An 18,802-nucleotide genomic window follows, 5' to 3' on the forward strand; every position below is an offset into this window, starting at 1 on the left:
TATTTTGAGAAAAAGAGGAGTGACCAGTGATGGCAGATGTAGTTAAAATTACTTTCCCTGATGGAGCTGTGAAGGAGTTTCCAAAAGGCGTAACAACTGAAGAAATCGCAGCTTCTATTAGCCCAGGCTTAAAGAAAAAAGCTGTGGCTGGAAAATTAAATGATGAGATGATTGATCTTGTTACACCAATCGAAGAAGATGGTGCAGTTTCTATCATTACATTAGATTCTGAAGATGGCTTATATATTTTACGCCACTCAACAGCTCACCTTTTAGCGCAAGCGTTAAAACGTTTATATAAAGATGTTAAGGTTGAGCTTGGCATTGGTCCAGTAATTGAAAATGGCTTCTACTACGATATTGATATGGAAGAAGCAATTACAGTTGAAGACTTCAAGAAAATCGAAAAAGAAATGCAAAAAATTGTGAACGAGAACTTAGAAATCGTTCGTCATGAAGTACCACGTGCAGAAGCAATTCGTCGTTTTGAAGAAATCGGCGATGAGTTAAAATTAGATTTAATTAACGATCTTCCAGAAGATGCAGTTATTTCAATCTATGAGCAAGGCGAATTCTTCGACCTTTGCCGTGGTGTCCACCTTCCATCTACAGGGAAAATTAAAGTATTTAAATTATTAAGCGTTGCGGGTGCTTACTGGCGCGGCGATAGCAATAATAAAATGTTACAACGTATTTACGGTACTGCATTCGTTAAGAAAGCAGAATTAGATGAGCATTTACGTATGCTTGAAGAAGCGAAAGAGCGCGATCACCGTAAATTAGGTAAAGAATTAAAACTATTTACTAATAGCCAAAAAGTAGGACAAGGTTTACCACTTTGGTTACCAAAGGGTGCAACAATCCGCCGCATTATCGAGCGTTACATCGTTGATAAAGAAGCAAGCTTAGGCTATGATCACGTATACACTCCAGTACTAGGAAGCAGAGAGCTTTATGAAACTTCGGGTCACTGGAACCACTACCGTGATGGTATGTTCCCATCAATGGAAATGGATAATGAAGAGTTAGTTCTTCGTCCGATGAACTGCCCTCACCACATGATGGTTTATAAAAACGATATTCACAGCTACCGTGAATTACCAATCCGTATTGCGGAACTTGGAACAATGCACCGCTACGAAATGTCAGGTGCGTTATCTGGATTACAACGTGTACGCGGAATGACTTTAAACGATGCTCACATTTTCGTACGCCCAGATCAAATTAAAGAAGAATTAAAACGTGTTGTAAACTTAACTCTAGAAGTGTACAAAGATTTCGGTTTAGAGAACTACTCATTCCGTCTATCTTATCGCGACCCAGCAGATACTAAAAAGTACTATGCTGATGATGAGATGTGGGAAAAAGCACAAGGTATGTTAAAAGAAGCTATGGATGAAATGGGTCTTGATTACTATGAAGCTGAAGGTGAAGCGGCATTCTACGGTCCAAAACTTGACGTTCAAGTTCGTACTGCTCTTGGAAAAGACGAAACACTTTCAACTGTACAATTAGACTTCTTACTTCCAGAACGCTTTGAACTATCTTACGTTGGTGAAGACGGTAAACAACACCGTCCAGTTGTAATTCACCGTGGTGTTGTATCTACTATGGAACGTTTCGTAGCCTTCTTAATTGAAGAATACAAAGGTGCATTCCCAACTTGGTTAGCTCCAGTTCAAGTACAAGTAATTCCAGTTTCTCCGCAAGTACATTTAGACTATGCGAAGAAAGTACAAGACGAATTACGCCGTGCTGGTATCCGTGTTGAATTAGATACTCGTGAAGAGAAAATTGGTTACAAAATCCGTGAAGCACAAATGCAAAAAATTCCGTACATGCTTGTAGTAGGTGACAATGAAGTAACTGAAAACGGCGTAAACGTACGTAAATACGGTGAACAAAAATCAGAAACAATCGCATTAGATGCTTTTGTTGATATGATTAAAGTAGAAGGAAAACGATAAGAAAAAGCCGCGGTATACCGCGGCTTTTCTATGTAATATGAGTAAGGGAAATTAGAAAAAAAAACCATGTAACACTTATCGTAAAAAAGTATTGCAAGTATGTTAGTTGTTTGTTACAATATTTCTTGTTGTTAGTAAAACACATTGCGTCTTCTTGACAGACGTCATGTCCTATGATAAACTCATCAAGGATAATAGAATATTGTTTTGTGGAACAAGTAGAAGCACCCGCTTCTCACCTGATGGACGCATTCGCAGTTTACAGGTAAATGTATTTCTTACTTAAGATTTTACAAGTGTGGGTGTCGTATGCCCGCACTTTTTTTGTCGGGTTCTATGACTACAAACTATGTTCTGAGAAAACCTTGGAGGTGGCTTACTATTAGCAAGGATATGATGATTAACGAGCAAATTCGTGCACGTGAAGTACGTTTAGTTGGTGCAAATGGCGATCAACTTGGAATCAAGTCTCGTAATGACGCTTTAGACTTAGCTGCAAATCTTAATCTTGATTTAGTATTAGTTGCTCCAAATGCGAAACCGCCAGTATGCCGCATTATGGACTACGGTAAATTCCGCTTTGAGCAACAGAAGAAAGAAAAAGAACAGCGCAAAAATCAAAAAGTAATTAGCATGAAAGAAGTTCGTTTAAGTCCAACAATTGATGAACACGACTTTAACACAAAACTTCGTAATGCTATCAAGTTTTTAGAGAAAGGCGACAAGGTTAAAGCGTCAATTCGCTTTAAAGGACGTGCCATTACTCATAAAGAAATCGGTCAACGTGTTTTAGATCGCTTCTCAGAAGCTTGTGCTGAAGTTAGTACAATCGAATCTAAGCCTAAAATGGAAGGACGCAGTATGTTCTTAGTTTTAGCACCGAAAAACGATAAGTAATAGATAGAGGAGGAAATACCTATGCCTAAACAAAAAACTCATCGCGGCGCTGCAAAGCGTTTCAAAAAGACTGGATCAGGTAAACTGAAACGTTCTCACGCTTACACAAGCCATTTATTCGCTAACAAATCTACAAAAGCTAAACGTAAACTACGTAAAGCTGGTGTAGTAAGCGCTGGTGACTTCAAACGCATTCGTCAAATGCTTGACAACTTAAAATAAGTTCGGCTGATATATAGAACAATTAGGAGGTAATATTATGCCAAGAGTAAAAGGTGGTACAGTTACTCGTCAACGTCGTAAAAAAGTAATTAAATTAGCAAAAGGTTACTACGGTTCAAAAAATACATTATTCAAGGTTGCTAACCAACAGGTTATGAAATCTCTAATGTATGCATTCCGTGACCGCCGTCAAAAGAAACGTGACTTCCGTAAATTATGGATTACACGTATCAACGCAGCAGCTCGTATGAATGGTCTTTCTTACAGCCGCTTAATGCACGGTCTTAAAAATGCTGGCATCGAAGTTAACCGCAAGATGCTTGCTGACTTAGCTGTTCATGACGAAAAAGCTTTCGCTGAATTAGCAACAGTTGCAAAAAACAACATTAACTAATTAATTAGTTGAAACCTTAGAAGATTTTTCTTCTAAGGTTTTTTTATTTGTATGCAAAGAGAAGTGTGTCGTTATCGATATGACAAAATCAATATAAAAGTTATAGCAATATAGAAGAATATGCATATGAAGTCAGGAGAATCCTCCTGGCTTCTTTTAATTATCATCCTCTGGAAAGAAGAGTATCTTTCCTACCTCAAACGACACTGCTATAATGGAAAGATGATATGGAACTTTCATCAGATAAAATAATATTTTTAATAGTGGGCAATTCCTGGATAATTATTAACTATCACCAATCGGAGTGAACAATCTAATCGTGATGATTGAAACGTATTTGTAAATTAAGGACAAGCTATTTTGTGTAAAGAGGTAAATGGCTGACTTATTAATAAGAAACGAAAAATAATAATGAACTTTGAGATGAAACAACATTGTTGCGTAAAATGCGATGTTGGAGGAGGACAATAGAGTGGACTTACTACAACTATTTAAATTACAAAAAGAATTAGATGACCGTATTGCGAAAGAACATGACTTACAACCGAAAAAATTGTTAAAAGAGAAAATGTTAGCTCTTCTTGTAGAAATTGGAGAACTTGCAAATGAAACACGTTGTTTTAAATATTGGAGCAACAAACCAGCATCAGAACGTGAAGTCATACTAGAAGAATACGTAGATGGCTTACATTTTATTTTATCAATCGGAATTGATTTAGGTATTGATAAAAACTTCTTATTCTATAAGTGTGCACAGACGAATAAAACACAAGTAGAAATTTTCTTAGACACGTATGCGAAGGTGATTCGTTTTACAGATCAACCATCTATTACGAACTATATTGAATTATTTACAAGCTACCTTCGACTTGGACAAGCACTTGAGTTTGAACAAGAAGAGATTGAAAAGGCATATTTAGATAAAAACGAAGTAAATCATCAGCGTCAAACACAAGGATACTAAGTTAATTTTTGAATATTTCAATTTCCTTTTGTATAATGAAGTGACTGAAGAAAAAGGAGGGTGTTGGCAATGACAAAATTAGACGAGACATTGACAATGCTAAAAGAATTAACAGATGCACGTGGTATTGCGGGTAACGAGCGTGAACCACGCGAAGTAATGAAGAAATATATTGAGCCGTTTGCGGACGAACTTTCTACTGATAATTTAGGAAGTTTAGTTGCGAAAAAAGTAGGGGAAGAAAACGGCCCGAAAATTATGGTTGCAGGTCATTTAGATGAAGTTGGCTTTATGATTACGCAAATTGATGACAAAGGTTTCCTTCGTTTCCAAACAGTTGGTGGCTGGTGGTCACAAGTTATGCTTGCACAGCGCGTAACAATTGTAACGCGTAAAGGAGATGTAACAGGTGTTATCGGTTCAAAACCACCGCATATCTTACCTCCAGAAGCGCGTAAAAAGCCAGTTGACATTAAAGACATGTTCATCGATATTGGTGCTTCTAGCCAAGAAGAAGCAATGGAGTGGGGCGTACGACCAGGAGATCAAGTTGTACCTTACTTTGAATTCCAAGTGATGAAGAACGAAAAAATGTTACTTGCAAAAGCATGGGATAACCGAATTGGTTGTGCAATTGCAATTGACGTATTAAAACAATTAAAAGATGAAAAGCATCCAAACGTTGTATATGGCGTAGGGACTGTACAAGAAGAAGTCGGTCTTCGTGGTGCAAAAACATCTGCAAACTATATTAAACCAGATATCGCGTTCGCGGTAGATGTTGGTATTGCTGGTGACACACCGGGTGTAACGTCAAAAGAAGCGCAAAGTAAAATGGGTGATGGACCACAGATCATTTTATATGATGCTTCTGTTATTGGCCATACAGGTTTACGTGACTTTGTAGTTGATGTTGCTGATGAATTACAAATTCCATACCAATATGATTCAGTAGCGGGCGGTGGAACGGATGCAGGTGCAATTCATATTGCTGTAAATGGTATTCCGTCTATGGCAATTACGATTGCAACCCGTTACATTCATTCTCATGCGGCAATGTTACACCGTGATGATTATGAAAATGCAGTGAAGTTAATTGTAGAAGTTATTAAACGTCTTGATAAAGAGGCTGTACATAACATTACATTTAATTAATAGAAAAAGCGAAGGAGCCTCTCCTTCGCTTTTTTGTGTTTTAAAAAGGTCGTTCTAATCCTGCGGCAGTATGAGCCCCTAAAATGATTAAACGAGTTAATTGCATGGCCATAAAATGCGGGGTATATATCATCCCTTTTTTTAGCCATGACATAATCATGCCGAGATGGGCACCAGTAACATAACTAAGGAGAATGTCACGTGGAACCATTAGTTTTTCATCGTTAGGCTGTGCAATAGAGAGGCTTAATGTTAAATGTGTTTGAATGGCTTTCATCATTTTATACGTAAAGTTTCCGGCAGCTTTATCACCAAGCATGACGTTATAGAAGTTCGCATTTTCTGCGATATGTTCAAATAAAGACAAGAAATTTGGATGTGGTGAATCAAATGTAAGTTGAAAATCTTCTTTATTTCTATTTTTCGGTTTAATAACTTCTGTTAGCTTCTCTAACATTTCTTCAATGCTTTTGTCTAGTAAGTCATATTTATCGTGGTAATGGCTATAAAACGTAGCGCGATTTACAGGAGCACGTTCTGCAATATGTTGAACAGTTACATTTTCAAACCCTTTTTCGCCTACTAAAGCGACAAAAGCATCCTGTATGAGTTGTCTCGTCCGTTTTACACGTGGATCATTTGTATTTTTAATAGACATTTTTATTTCCCCTCGTTTAATTTTCTGTATTTAAACAACATATTGGTATTATATTGTTGTTTAAGCGACATTTCATACGTAAATTGTCGGTTGTAGATTTGAAATAATTATTTATAATTATAAACGATAGTCCTTCAGAAATCAGCACCGCTTGCAGGTAGATAAATTTCGATTTACACCGCAGATGGTGTGATTTTTTTGTTTAAAAGTTAATATAATTAACAATTAAACAATCTAAACAATAAGGACGTAAATAGTCTAGAAAAAAATTATATGCGATATAAGGAGAGGAATGCAATGAATCAGTTTCGAAGAATGGTGATTATCAACATTATCACATTAATTGTACTAGTTGGTGGCGGTATTGGCGGTTATTACTATTACAATCAAGCGGAAAATTACTTAAAAACAGACAATGCAAAAATTGATGGAAAGGTAATTCCGATTGCATCACCAGTAGCAGGGAAATTAACTGACTGGAAAGCTGAAGTAGGTAAGAACTACAACGAGAATGATAAATTAGGTGCTGTCACTGTAGCGGCAGCGAATGGAGAACAAACAGTAGATGTAACAATTCCACAAAATGCAACAGTTGTACAATCAAACGCAACAACAAATGCTTTCGTTGGAGCAGGTAGCCCAATCGCTTATGCATTTGATATGAACAATTTATGGGTAACAGCAAATATTGAAGAAACAGATGTTGATGATGTTCAAAAAGGTCAAGATGTAGATGTGTATGTAGATGCATACCCAGATACAACGTTAACAGGAAAAGTAGAACAAGTTGGCTTAACAACAGCGAACACATTCTCTATGTTACCATCAAGCAACGCAACAGCGAACTATACGAAAGTAACACAAGTAGTACCAGTTAAAATTTCTTTAGATCATAGCAAATCAGTAAATATTGTTCCTGGCATGAATGTGACAGTTCGTATTCATAAGTAAGGGGGAGATGAGATGTCCTCAATTGTAATTGCAGGATATGCACTATTTTGTATAATCGTCTTCTTCCTTGTAAATCGTCTTTTACGAAAGAAAAAAACGAAAATGGGAGAAGAACAAGTCCCAGCCGTAAGTAAAATAGAAGTAAGTAAAGTTGAAACAGAAGAGAAAGACATTGAACGAAAGCAAGAACCGGAAATTTCTAATGTAGTTGAGTTGGAAACAGGAAAGCAAGAAGAAGTAAAACAAGAAAAAGAAGTGCCGAAAAAACAAATGTCTATGCCTGTAGAGAATGTGAACGTAAAAGCAGTGGTAGCTGTATTAATTCTCGGCATGTTCGTTTCTATTTTAAACCAAACAATCATTAACGTTGCATTGCCTCCGTTAATGAATGAATTTAACGTATCAACTTCAACAGCACAATGGTTAATTACAGGCTTCATGCTTGTAAATGGTATTTTAGTACCGATTAGTGCCTTTTTAGTTTCACGATTTACGTATCGTAAATTATTCGTAGCAGCAATGTTATTCTTTACGGTAGGATCTATCATTTGTGCTACTTCAGGAAACTTTACAATGATGATGACGGGCCGCGTTATTCAAGCGGTTGGTGCGGGTATTTTAATGCCGGTTGGTATGAATATCTTCATGACATTATTCCCGCCTCATAAGCGCGGAGCTGCAATGGGATTACTAGGTGTAGCAATGATTTTAGCACCAGCTATCGGACCAACTGTAACAGGTTGGGTAATTGAAAATTACAGCTGGAACTTAATGTTCTATGCGATGTTTATTATCGGTTTAATTATTACGTTCCTATCTTTAAAATTCTTTACACTAGCGCAGCCAGTGTCTAAAACAAAATTAGATATATTTGGTGTTGTTAGTTCAAGTATTGGACTAGGAAGCTTATTGTACGGATTTAGTGAAGCTGGAAATAATAGTTGGACTAGTGCAGAAGTTGTTATTTCACTTATTATCGGTGTAATTGGTTTAGCGTTATTTATTTGGAGAGAGTTAACAACGGACAATAAAATGCTTGATTTACAAGTATTTAAATATCCAGTATTTACTTTCACTTTAGTAATTAACGCAATCGTTACGATGGCATTATTCGGAGGTATGTTATTACTTCCGGTATATCTGCAAAACATTCGTGGCTTTACGCCAATTGAATCTGGTTTACTACTTCTTCCAGGATCATTAATTATGGGGATCATGGGACCAGTAGCGGGTAAATTATTCGATAAATATGGCATTCGTCCATTAGCGATAATTGGATTGGCAATTACGACGTATGCGACATATGAATTTACAAAATTATCGATGGATACACCGTATAGCGTTATTATGACGGATTATATTATACGCTCAATTGGTATGTCATTCATTATGATGCCAATTATGACAGCTGGTATGAACGCGCTACCGATGAAATTAATTTCTCACGGTACAGCAACGCAAAATACGTCAAGGCAAGTAGCTGGTTCAATTGGAACAGCGATATTAATCACGCTTATGACGCAACAAACGACTGCGCACGTAGCAGATTATGGAAATATGTTAACAACGTCAAACCCAATTTTAGTTGATAAAGTACACGGCATGGGGCAAAGCTTAGCAGCGATTGCTGGATCAGCACAAGCAGGAGATGCGATGAGCACGCAACTATTATTCGGACAAATTTCAAAGTTATCTGCAATTAACGGTATTAACGATGCCTTCTTAATTGCAACGATACTCGCAGGGATTGCTTGGGTGTTATCGTTCTTCTTACCATCAGGCAATAAACCAAATAGAAAAGCAGGGAATTAATTTCCCTGCTTTTTTGTGCTTTTTATGCAGTTACATATAAAAGATGATAACCAGTTACGGAGCAAAGCCCTGCTATAAACAAAATCGTCCCCATAGAACGAATACTCGATATTTGTCTTCCGCTTATAATAGCTAATAGTCCAGCTAAAGAGAAGAAGCACCAATATAAAGTTCCCGAAATTGGAACCATCCCCTCTAAATCTATTCCAGAACCTATACAAATGATAGGAACAACGATAAGGAATATGCTAATGAAACCAGCTATAGTGGTAAGTGATTTCCGATGTTTCATGCCACCAATAATTAAAAAAATACCGACGATGAATTGGCATAACATCAAAGTAAGAGCTAAAATCATCCAAGTTAATATTCCGAACACTTCTGTACTACCTCCGATTTGTGAGTTTCAAAAAATATTATATATAGTATGAATCACCCACAGTCATGAGTAACCAGAAGATAACCCCTAATATACCAGCGATAAAAATAATGAATCCCATATTACGGATACTTTTAATTTTTGCTTGTAATCCACTTACTCCAGCTAATAATCCAGTTAAAGAAAACAGTATCCAATATAAAGTAGTTGAAATAGGAAGGATTGTATTGCCCTCCATTCCCATGCCCCAAAAAACAAAAGGTAGTGTGACAAAGGAAAAGCTAAGTAGCCCCATTAAACCGACAAATAATTTACGGTGTTTCACGCTAGTAACAATTAAAAAAATACCACCAAAAAATCCGCATAAAACAAGAAGTGGCATATAAATAACCCAAAGTAAGCTCAACATATATAATCTCCTTCTGTGTAATCAGTTATATTTTACTACATGAGGTTTATTTTGGATATTATTAATGAATATGTATAATTTGATAGAAATGAGTAGTGGTCATACGAATTAATAAAAGAGGTATCGCGATGATACCTCTTTTTAACTCAAGAACGCCAACATATTATTCATAATATGAAATAACATAGCTGGAATAATGGATTTTGTTTTTTTACATAAAATAGCCATTAATAATCCCATGAAGAAAGTAATTACCATAACCCCAAGTGAGTATGTATGAGCGATACCGAAGAAGAAACTTGTTACGATGGCTGCGATCCAAAATGGAAAGCGTTCTGAGAAGAAGCGAAGTATAAAACCACGGAAAATAAGTTCTTCAAAAATGGGTGTGAGTATGGCGAAGCTGAGAAGCAATAATATTTGATATTGCTTAAAGACGTCTAAGCTTAGTGCGGAAGATTGCTGCTTCGTTGCATTTTGGAACACATAATTTAACAGTATGTAATTGAGTACGATGTTTATAACGAAGAAAAGAAGTAAATATACGTATGTGCGCCATTCTTTCAGTGCTTTAAAGTTAAAAGATTTTAGTAGTAATTTTTTTGCGGGTTCGAATTTAAAAATGAAGAATAACAGTACGGCTAGTTGTAATACGGTACTTGCGGTATTGGCAATAGATTCGTACAGGGCAATTTGTTTTTTATTTGTGAGACCAGCTGTATAAATTGTTAATGGCATTGCGAGGAACACAGTAATAAGTCCGGTTCCGAAAAAAGCGAATAAAACGGAGCTAATAAATTGTAACCATGACATAGAGTATTTCTGTTCATTAGAAAGTTGTGTAGCGGGTTGCATTTGTAAAATCACCTCTTTATATTTGTATATTTAATTATAAAGCATATTGTTTTCGGGTGTAATATTTAAATATTACATATAAAGGTGTATTTTCCATAAAATAATAAAAGAGGTATCACCCTATAGTGATGCCTCTTTCTCATTGATAACTATGTTCTGTTTTGTTGTTTGATTTCGATTGCTCTATTTGTAATTCACGCTCTACCAATCGGTCTAACTGTTGAATTGCTTTTAGTGCTTTTTCATAAGAAATTGTTCGATAATGATGCGCTCCGCCTGGTTCTTCATCTGCTTCGTCTGCCCATTTAATAATGTTTTGCAGAGATGTTCTTTCGATTTCTTGCTGTACTAAGAAAGAATCTGTATGAAGAAGAATTGCGATAGAAATTTCTTTTGCTAGTTTAGGGTGTTCTCCTAATCTAATAAGCAATTTATGAGCTCTTTCTGCTCCTTTAATTGCGTGTATATCATTCTTTTTATATAAATCATAGTCCCATTCGCCGCCTGTGTACCACGTATGATGTCCGATATCATGAAGGAAACCGGCTTTTGTCGCAGCATCGACTGAGGCGTGATGCTTTTTAGCTAAGTGAAACGCATGGTAAGCGACAGCGATCGCGTGGACCATCCCAGAACGATTTACGTATTTTTGTGTAATGTGGTGTTTAAAAATTTGTTCAAGCGTAATACGGTGCATAAAACATTCACTCCTTTTATCTAATGGTGTATATGAAGAAAAATCGATCGGTTTAAATGTATTTTGAACATTGTACTCCATCGAGTAGCGTTAGTAAAGTAGAAATGTTTAGGAGAAGAAAAAAATCACCTTAGCTTATGCAAAGGTGATTTTTAAATTGCTTATTTTTTTAATCCTTGCTCTAGTGTTTCTAACATTTCATGCTTTTCATTTTCATCAGCGTTTTTCCAAATGACTTCAAATAAGACACCAAGACCTGGAAGCATTTTCTCTTCACCGCTTTGAATTGCATCGACAATTGTTTCTTGTAATTGATCTTGTGTATTACCAGATACATTTGCTAATACAGCACCGCGTAAATTAAAACTCATTGTTTTCACCTCTTCTTCAGAATTGAAACTGACGTTAGTTTTTGTTCTTTTTTATGTAAATATGTATGAAAAATAGGCTATAATGATAAGACAAGAAGAGAGGGAAATACATATTATGAAAAACATTGATTCAGTACAAAATCCGCGTGTGAAGCAGTGGAAAAAGCTGCAAACGAAGAAAGAGCGCGATAAAAAAGGTTTATTTTTTGTAGAAGGATTCCATTTAGTGGAGGAAGCTTTAAAAGCAGGAGTTGTAACAGAACTTATCGTTTCAGATCAGACAGACCTTCCGAAAGATTGGACAGTTAATGATGTAGAAATGTATATCGTACCGGAAGCAATCGTAAAAGTACTTCGTGAAACAGAAACGACGCAAGGTGTATTTGCTGTTTGTGAAAAGCATGAGAAGGAAGTAGCTCTTGCTGATGGGAAGTTTCTTTTATTAGATGGCCTGCAAGACCCAGGTAACTTAGGGACAATTATTCGTACAGCTGATGCAGCTGGTATTCATGCCGTTGTGCTTGGAGAAGGTTGTGTTGATGTTTATAATAGTAAAGTACTCCGTTCTACACAAGGTTCTATTTTTCACTTACCAATTGTAAAAGGGAACTTAGAAGAATGGGTAGACAAGCTAAAAGAAAATAACGTTCCTGTATATGGAACAGCTCTTGAAAATGGAGTTCCGTACGGGGAAGTAACACCAGCTGGTAGCTTTGCATTAATTGTAGGAAATGAAGGAAACGGCGTACGCCAAGAAATTCTTGCAAAAACGGATCGAAACTTGTATATTCCGATTTACGGCGGGGCAGAATCATTAAATGTTGCAGTTGCAGCAGGGATTTTAACGTATTATTTGCAAAGCCCGGTTGCGAACAAATAAAAAACTTCTTATAATAAGTTGAAGTACATTATATTAAAAGTTAAATAACGAAAAACGTTGATAGAGAAGAGTAGCTTACAAAATCGCCATATAGGGAGAGAATGCCGTAGACTGAAAGCATTCTTATGGTAGACGGAAGTGAATTCACCTCTGGAGTTGACGCCAGGACCATGTATATGTAAAGGCGTTCCGGTCAGAATTGATCGTTATAACTAATGAGTGGGCAGACATGTTCTGTCAATTTAGGGTGGTACCGCGAATTTACCTCGTCCCTTTTTGGGAGCGAGGTTTTTTTATTTTTAAAATTAGGAGGGTTCCAAATGGAAGCACGTTTAAAAGAGCTAAAGCAAAAAGCGTTAGAGCTTATTGAAGAAGCGAAAGAGCTAAAAGGCTTAAACGACGTACGCGTAGCGTATTTAGGAAAAAAAGGTCCAATTACAGAAGTATTACGCGGCATGGGAAAATTATCAGCAGAAGAGCGTCCACGTATGGGAGCATTAGTAAATGAAGTACGTGAAGCGATTCAAACGCGTCTAGACGACAAAATCAGCAACTTAGAAAAAGCAGTAATTGAAGCGAAATTAGCAACTGAAACAATTGATGTTACATTGCCAGGTCGTCCTGTTGAAACAGGTTGTCACCATCCGTTAACAGCTGTTGTTGAACAAATTGAAGATGTATTCATCGGTATGGGTTATGAAGTAGCGGAAGGAACAGAAGTAGAAAAAGACTACTACAACTTCGAAGCATTAAACTTACCGAAAGATCACCCAGCGCGTGATATGCAAGATACATTCTACATTACAGAAGAAACGTTACTACGTACACATACATCTTCTGTGCAAGCACGTACGATGGAAAATAATAAAGAAAAAGGCCCAATTAAAATTATTTGTCCTGGTAAAGTGTATCGCCGTGATGACGATGATGCGACGCATTCACACCAGTTCATGCAAATTGAAGGTCTTGTAATTGATAAAAACATTCGCATGAGTGACTTAAAAGGTACACTGCAAGTATTCGTGAAAAAGATGTTCGGTGAAGATCGTGAAATCCGTCTTCGTCCAAGTTTCTTCCCATTCACAGAGCCATCTGTAGAGATGGACATTTCTTGTATGATGTGTCATGGCAAAGGTTGCGGCACTTGTAAAGGAACTGGTTGGATTGAAATTTTAGGCGCAGGTATGGTTCACCCGAACGTACTTGAAATGGCTGGTTATGATTCGAAAGAATATCAAGGTTTCGCATTCGGTATGGGCGCAGAGCGTATCGCAATGTTGAAATACGGCGTAGATGACATTCGTCATTTCTATACAAATGATGTACGTTTCTTACAACAATTCAAACGAGCGTAAGGGAAGGAGAGGATAAGTATGTTCGTATCATATCGTTGGTTACAAGAGTATGTAGATATTAAAGATGTAACGGCACAAGAACTAGCAGACAAAATCACGAAAAGTGGTATTGAAGTAGAAGGTGTTGAAGTATTAAATAAAGGTGTAAAAGGTGTTGTAGTTGGTCACGTATTAGAATGTGAAAAACACCCAGAAGCTGATAAGTTAAGCAAATGCTTAATCGATATTGGTGAAGAAGAACCAGTTCAAATTATTTGTGGTGCTGCTAACATTGCAAAAGGTTTAAAAGTACCAGTTGCAAAAGTTGGCGCTGTACTTCCTGGTAATTTCAAAATTAAAAAAGCAAAACTACGTGGTGAAGCTTCTCACGGTATGGTTTGTGCTCTTCAAGAGCTTGGCATTGATGGAAAGTTAGTTTCAAAAGAATACGCAGATGGTATCTTCATCTTCCCAAGTGACGCTGAAGTTGGTGCAGATGCACTTGAAATTTTAAACTTACATGATGAAGTACTTGAGCTTGGTTTAACACCAAACCGTGCAGATTGCTTAAACATGTTAGGTGTTGCATATGAAGTAGCTGCTATTTACGGCCGTGAAGTAAAACTTCCAGCTATCGACTTACAAGAAACAGCAGAAAAAACTGCCGATTACATTTCTGTAAGTGTAGAAGCGAAAGAAGAAAATCCATTATACATTGCAAAAATGGTGAAGAACGTAAAAATTGGTCCATCACCAATGTGGATGCAAACTCGCCTTATGGCAGCTGGCATTCGTCCGATTAGCAACGTAGTTGATATTACAAACTACATTCTAATGGAATACGGTCAACCGTTACATGCATTCGATTACGATAAATTAGGTTCAAAAGAAATCGTTGTTCGTCTTGCAAAAGAAGGCGAAAAAATTGAAACGTTAGATGATCAAGAACGTACGTTACAAAGCCACCACCTTGTTATTACAAACGGCACAAAAGCGTTAGCTGTTGCTGGTGTAATGGGCGGAGCGGATTCAGAAGTTACAAATGAGACAGTAAACGTTCTAATTGAGTCTGCATACTTTTCAGGTCAAACAGTACGTCGTACATCAAAAGACTTAGGTCTTCGCAGTGAATCAAGTGCACGTTTCGAAAAAGGAATCGATCCAACACGTACATTTGAAGCAATTCAACACGCAGCCGCTTTAATGGCGAAATATGCTGGCGGAGAAGCGCTTGAAGGTGTCGTAGAAGTTGATAACTTACAAGTACAGGAGCGTACAGTATCTGTTACTGCTGAAAAAGTAAACCGAGTATTAGGCACAAATATTTCTGCGAGTGAAATGGGTACAATATTCACAAACTTGAAATTCCCATTCACAGAAGTAGAAGGAACATTCCACGTGAATGTACCAGCACGTCGTCCTGATATTACAATTTCAGAAGACTTAGTAGAAGAAGTGGGCCGTCTATACGGTTATGACCACATTCCAGTTACATTACCTTCTGGAACAATGACTCGTGGTAAATTAACAGCAGCGCAAACGAAACGTCGTAAAGTACGTCGCTTCTTAGAAGGTGCTGGTTTATATGAAGCAATTACGTATTCATTAACAAGCGCTGACAAAGCGAAACAATATATGGTGGAGCCAAACGAAAAAGCGCCTGTAGCTCTTGCACTTCCAATGAGTGAAGAACGCAGCCAACTTCGTTTAAGCTTAGTGCCACAATTGTTAGAAGCAGTTTCATACAATGTCGCTCGTAAAAACGATAGCGTTGCTTTATACGAAGTAGGTTCTATCTTCTTACCGACAGAAGAAGGAGAACTTCCGAAAGAAGAACAACATCTTGCGGGTGTTATGACAGGTCTTGCTCTTCACCATGCATGGCAAGGTGAGAAAAAAGTAGTAGACTTCTTCGTTGTGAAAGGTGTACTAGAAGGTCTATTTGACGTACTTGGCGTTTCAAACCAAATCACATATGCACCAGCAAAACGTGAAGGTATGCACCCAGGTCGTACAGCTGACATCGTATTAGAAGGCGAAGTAATTGGTTTCATCGGTCAATTGCACCCAGAAGCAGAAAAACAATTAGATGTGAAAAATACATTCGTATTCGAACTATCTCTTGTAAAAGTATTCGGTGCAGACGCTGAAGAAACTTACTACTCAGCAATTCCACGTTTCCCATCTATGACACGTGACATGGCTGTTGTCGTAACGAAAGAAACAAAAGCTGGCGAAATGAAGCAAGTTATTGCTGAAGCTGGTGGAGAACTTCTGAAAGACGTAACACTATTTGACTTATACGAAGGTGAAAAAATGGAAGAAGGCAAGAAATCACTTGCATTCTCTATGAACTACTTCGATGCAGAGCGTACGTTAACAGACGAAGAAGTAACAGAAGCACATAACCGCGTGTTAACAGCGGTAGAAGAGAAATTTGGTGCGGAGTTACGTAAATAATAAGAAATTGCCGGATCTATTCCGGCAATTTTTTTAGTGGATTGGTTGTCGGAAAATGTCGGTAAGTCGATATATTACAAAAATCGCCGATATATTTGGAGTTACGGTCGATATATTACAAAAATCGCCGATATATTTGGAGTTACGATCGATATATTATAAAAATCGCTGATATATTTGGAGTTACGATCGATATATTACAAAAATCGCTAATATATTTTCCGACATCTTGCATCTTTCTCTCGAATGTAGTACATTAATTTTAGTTTAACAAAATGAAAGACGATGATAAGGAAAAGTAGTATATACTATAATCCAAAGCGAGTCAGGGACGGTGAGAGCCTGATGAGGCGGTATATGTGAAGAACACCTTGGAGTTGCTAACCGAAATTGAATCTTGTATTCAAGAGTAGACTTAGACGGGAATCCGGCCTGTTACAAACCGGGAAGTATGTATTACATACGAGTTAAAGTTGGTCTTTATGACAAATTGGGTGGTACCGCGAAGTTTAACCTTTCGTCCCTTTATGGATGAAAGGTTTTTTTGTATTTAAATATATCAGCAAAGGAGAATTTCACTATGGAAAACACATTAGTAAAAAGTCTGTATAGAGATACAGATAAATACGCAGGTCAAACAGTACAAGTATCAGGGTGGATTCGTAACTTACGTGATTCAAAAGCATTTGGCTTCATCGAATTAAACGACGGTAGCTTCTTCAAAAGCGTTCAAATCGTTTTCGATACAGAATTAGATAACTTTAAAGAAATTGCAAAGCTTCCACTTAGCTCTTCAGTTAAAGTAGAAGGTAAAGTAATTGTAACGCCTGGAGCGAAACAACCATTTGAAATTAAAGCAGAAAAAATTGATATTGAGGGCTTATCAGATTCTGATTACCCACTTCAAAAGAAACGTCATACGTTTGAATACTTACGTACAATTGCTCACTTACGTCCAAGAACAAATGCATTCTCTGCAACGTTCCGCGTACGTTCTATCGCAGCATTTGCGATTCACCAATTCTTCCAAGAGCGTGGATTCGTACATGTTCACACACCAATCATTACTGGTAGTGATACAGAAGGTGCGGGCGAAATGTTCCGTGTAACAACGCAAGATTTAAACAACGTACCAAAAGGCGAAGACGGACAAGTTGATGAATCAAAAGACTTCTTCGGCAAAGAAACAAACTTAACAGTAAGTGGACAGCTGAACGCTGAAGCTTATGCATTAGCATTCCGTGATGTATACACATTCGGACCTACATTCCGTGCAGAAAACTCAAACACAACTCGCCACGCTGCTGAGTTCTGGATGGTTGAGCCTGAGATTGCATTCGCTGAACTAGGTGACGTAATGAACCTTACAGAAGATATGCTGAAATATGCAATGAAATACGTATTAGAGCATGCACCAGAAGAAATGGAATTCTTCAACAGCTTCGTTGATAAAACAGTTTTAGAGCGCATGAACAACGTAATTAACTCTGACTTCGGTCGCATCACTTATACAGAAGCAATTAAAGTACTTCAAGAATCAGGTGCTGACTTCAAATACCCAGTAGAATGGGGTATTGACTTACAAACAGAGCATGAAAGATACTTATCAGAAGAAATCTTTAAACGCCCTGTATTCGTAACGGACTATCCGAAAGACATTAAAGCATTCTACATGCGCTTAAATGACGACGGTAAAACAGTAGCTGCTACTGACCTTCTAGTTCCTGGCATCGGTGAATTAATCGGCGGAAGTCAACGTGAAGAAAGAATGGACGTTTTAGTAGACAGAATTAAAGAATTAGGCATGAAAGAAGAGGACTACTGGTGGTACTTAGAACTTAGAAAATACGGCGGTACAAAACACGCTGGATTCGGTCTAGGTTTCGAGCGCTTCCTAATGTACATCACTGGCATGGCTAACATCCGTGACGTAATTCCATTCCCAAGAACTCCAGGTTCTTCTGAATTCTAAAATATGAAAAAAGCGAGAGGATTTCCTCTCGCTTTTTATTTTGTATAGTTTACTGCCTCGTAGCAAAAAGTAACGCGAAGGGGTGAATATAAATGAGTAAAAAAGTGAAAAAAGATCATTCAAGATCGGGCCTCGGTTCTCCAGAAGTAGAAGGACAAGGAACGACGACGCATGAAACAGGTTCTCATAAAGTATCTTCATCTAATAAGAAGCAGAAACAAAGCTAACATAAAAAGGAGAGTCTTGGCGACTCTCCTTTTTATGTGTTACATCTTTTTATCATGAATCTCTTTTGTAATGTTATCCCGCATTAACGGGCAGTAAGACCCCCATCTCAAAATTCAGCGAACACGAAGAAGTTAGGTGGGGGATCAACTGCCCGTAAAAGCCCGATTGGTTCAACTAATAATCAGTGGGAGATGAAC

19 protein-coding genes and 3 other annotated features are annotated in these 18,802 nt (G+C 37.5%); of the genes, 13 read left to right on the forward strand and 6 right to left on the reverse strand.

The features are described 5' to 3' along the window. Positions 1 to 29: 29 nt before the first annotated feature. The 6 genes from thrS to BAQ46_RS13290 all read left to right on the forward strand — a co-directional run bounded on the left by thrS (position 30) and on the right by BAQ46_RS13290 (position 5,599). The gene (thrS, locus tag BAQ46_RS13265; RefSeq protein ID WP_000786083.1) at positions 30 to 1,967 is read left to right on the forward strand and encodes a threonine--tRNA ligase; all 1,938 of its coding nucleotides are present in this window, start codon (positions 30 to 32) and stop codon (positions 1,965 to 1,967) included. Positions 1,968 to 2,177: 210 nt separating this feature from the next. Further along, positions 2,178 to 2,298: a sequence feature (ribosomal protein L20 leader region), on the forward strand. Positions 2,299 to 2,360: 62 nt separating this feature from the next. Continuing rightward, a complete protein-coding gene (gene infC / locus BAQ46_RS13270) occupies positions 2,361 to 2,864 on the forward strand; it encodes a translation initiation factor IF-3 (protein WP_000973214.1) in 504 nt (167 codons plus the stop codon). Between the two features lie 21 nt (positions 2,865 to 2,885). Further along, the gene (gene rpmI / locus BAQ46_RS13275) at positions 2,886 to 3,086 is read left to right on the forward strand and encodes a 50S ribosomal protein L35 (RefSeq protein WP_001125945.1); all 201 of its coding nucleotides are present in this window, start codon (positions 2,886 to 2,888) and stop codon (positions 3,084 to 3,086) included. A gap of 37 nt (positions 3,087 to 3,123) precedes the next feature. Further along, positions 3,124 to 3,480, forward strand: coding sequence for a 50S ribosomal protein L20 (gene rplT, locus BAQ46_RS13280; RefSeq protein ID WP_001138362.1), 357 nt, complete (start codon positions 3,124 to 3,126; stop codon positions 3,478 to 3,480). Between the two features lie 472 nt (positions 3,481 to 3,952). Continuing rightward, positions 3,953 to 4,444, forward strand: a complete 492-nt coding sequence (locus BAQ46_RS13285) for a dUTP diphosphatase (RefSeq protein ID WP_000365050.1) — start codon at positions 3,953 to 3,955, stop codon at positions 4,442 to 4,444. 69 nt (positions 4,445 to 4,513) lie between these two features. Then, positions 4,514 to 5,599 carry a M42 family metallopeptidase gene (locus BAQ46_RS13290; protein WP_000163564.1) on the forward strand — a complete coding sequence of 362 codons (1,086 nt, stop codon included), beginning with the start codon at positions 4,514 to 4,516 and terminating at the stop codon, positions 5,597 to 5,599. 40 nt (positions 5,600 to 5,639) lie between these two features. Here the strand turns inward: BAQ46_RS13290 and BAQ46_RS13295 are convergent, their stop codons facing one another. Beyond that, positions 5,640 to 6,257 carry a TetR/AcrR family transcriptional regulator gene (locus BAQ46_RS13295; protein WP_000023670.1) on the reverse strand — a complete coding sequence of 206 codons (618 nt, stop codon included), beginning with the start codon at positions 6,255 to 6,257 and terminating at the stop codon, positions 5,640 to 5,642. Positions 6,258 to 6,554: 297 nt separating this feature from the next. Between BAQ46_RS13295 and BAQ46_RS13300 the strand changes: the two genes are divergently transcribed. Together BAQ46_RS13300 and BAQ46_RS13305 are read left to right on the forward strand one after the other, a co-directional pair. Continuing rightward, a complete protein-coding gene (locus BAQ46_RS13300; RefSeq protein WP_001071404.1) occupies positions 6,555 to 7,208 on the forward strand; it encodes an HlyD family secretion protein in 654 nt (217 codons plus the stop codon). A gap of 12 nt (positions 7,209 to 7,220) precedes the next feature. After that, on the forward strand, positions 7,221 to 9,020 hold the full coding sequence (locus BAQ46_RS13305) for a DHA2 family efflux MFS transporter permease subunit (RefSeq protein ID WP_000095286.1): 1,800 nt from the start codon (positions 7,221 to 7,223) through the stop codon (positions 9,018 to 9,020). Positions 9,021 to 9,042: 22 nt separating this feature from the next. Here the strand turns inward: BAQ46_RS13305 and BAQ46_RS13310 are convergent, their stop codons facing one another. From BAQ46_RS13310 to sspI, 5 genes are all read right to left on the reverse strand, one after another. Next, a complete protein-coding gene (locus BAQ46_RS13310; protein WP_000467061.1) occupies positions 9,043 to 9,399 on the reverse strand; it encodes a hypothetical protein in 357 nt (118 codons plus the stop codon). A gap of 37 nt (positions 9,400 to 9,436) precedes the next feature. Further along, on the reverse strand, positions 9,437 to 9,808 hold the full coding sequence (locus tag BAQ46_RS13315; protein WP_000950045.1) for a hypothetical protein: 372 nt from the start codon (positions 9,806 to 9,808) through the stop codon (positions 9,437 to 9,439). 141 nt (positions 9,809 to 9,949) lie between these two features. Next, a complete protein-coding gene (locus BAQ46_RS13320; RefSeq protein ID WP_001182127.1) occupies positions 9,950 to 10,663 on the reverse strand; it encodes a CPBP family intramembrane glutamic endopeptidase in 714 nt (237 codons plus the stop codon). A 139-nt stretch (positions 10,664 to 10,802) separates the two neighbouring features. Beyond that, a complete protein-coding gene (locus BAQ46_RS13325) occupies positions 10,803 to 11,360 on the reverse strand; it encodes an HD domain-containing protein (RefSeq protein ID WP_000554792.1) in 558 nt (185 codons plus the stop codon). A 161-nt stretch (positions 11,361 to 11,521) separates the two neighbouring features. Beyond that, entirely contained in the window at positions 11,522 to 11,731 is a 210-nt protein-coding gene (gene sspI / locus BAQ46_RS13330) for a small acid-soluble spore protein SspI (protein WP_000009513.1), read from the reverse strand. An 82-nt stretch (positions 11,732 to 11,813) separates the two neighbouring features. On the opposite strand from sspI, the gene BAQ46_RS13335 reads away from it, so the two are divergent. The 5 genes from BAQ46_RS13335 to BAQ46_RS13355 all read left to right on the forward strand — a co-directional run bounded on the left by BAQ46_RS13335 (position 11,814) and on the right by BAQ46_RS13355 (position 18,604). Continuing rightward, on the forward strand, positions 11,814 to 12,611 hold the full coding sequence (locus BAQ46_RS13335) for a TrmH family RNA methyltransferase (protein WP_001993769.1): 798 nt from the start codon (positions 11,814 to 11,816) through the stop codon (positions 12,609 to 12,611). A 48-nt stretch (positions 12,612 to 12,659) separates the two neighbouring features. Then, positions 12,660 to 12,888: a binding site (T-box leader), on the forward strand. A gap of 43 nt (positions 12,889 to 12,931) precedes the next feature. Further along, on the forward strand, positions 12,932 to 13,966 hold the full coding sequence (pheS, locus tag BAQ46_RS13340; protein ID WP_000388219.1) for a phenylalanine--tRNA ligase subunit alpha: 1,035 nt from the start codon (positions 12,932 to 12,934) through the stop codon (positions 13,964 to 13,966). A gap of 18 nt (positions 13,967 to 13,984) precedes the next feature. Then, positions 13,985 to 16,405 (forward strand): phenylalanine--tRNA ligase subunit beta, encoded by a 2,421-nt coding sequence (gene pheT, locus BAQ46_RS13345; protein ID WP_071742020.1) that lies wholly within the window; start codon positions 13,985 to 13,987, stop codon positions 16,403 to 16,405. A gap of 276 nt (positions 16,406 to 16,681) precedes the next feature. Then, positions 16,682 to 16,933 (forward strand) — a binding site (T-box leader). A 52-nt stretch (positions 16,934 to 16,985) separates the two neighbouring features. Beyond that, positions 16,986 to 18,377, forward strand: coding sequence for an asparagine--tRNA ligase (gene asnS, locus BAQ46_RS13350; protein ID WP_000432166.1), 1,392 nt, complete (start codon positions 16,986 to 16,988; stop codon positions 18,375 to 18,377). Positions 18,378 to 18,469: 92 nt separating this feature from the next. After that, positions 18,470 to 18,604 carry a YuzL family protein gene (locus BAQ46_RS13355; protein WP_000039589.1) on the forward strand — a complete coding sequence of 45 codons (135 nt, stop codon included), beginning with the start codon at positions 18,470 to 18,472 and terminating at the stop codon, positions 18,602 to 18,604. Positions 18,605 to 18,802 lie beyond the last annotated feature (198 nt).

Origin of the sequence: Bacillus paranthracis, assembly GCF_001883995.1 — a bacterium.
GTDB lineage: Bacteria > Bacillota > Bacilli > Bacillales > Bacillaceae_G > Bacillus_A > Bacillus_A paranthracis.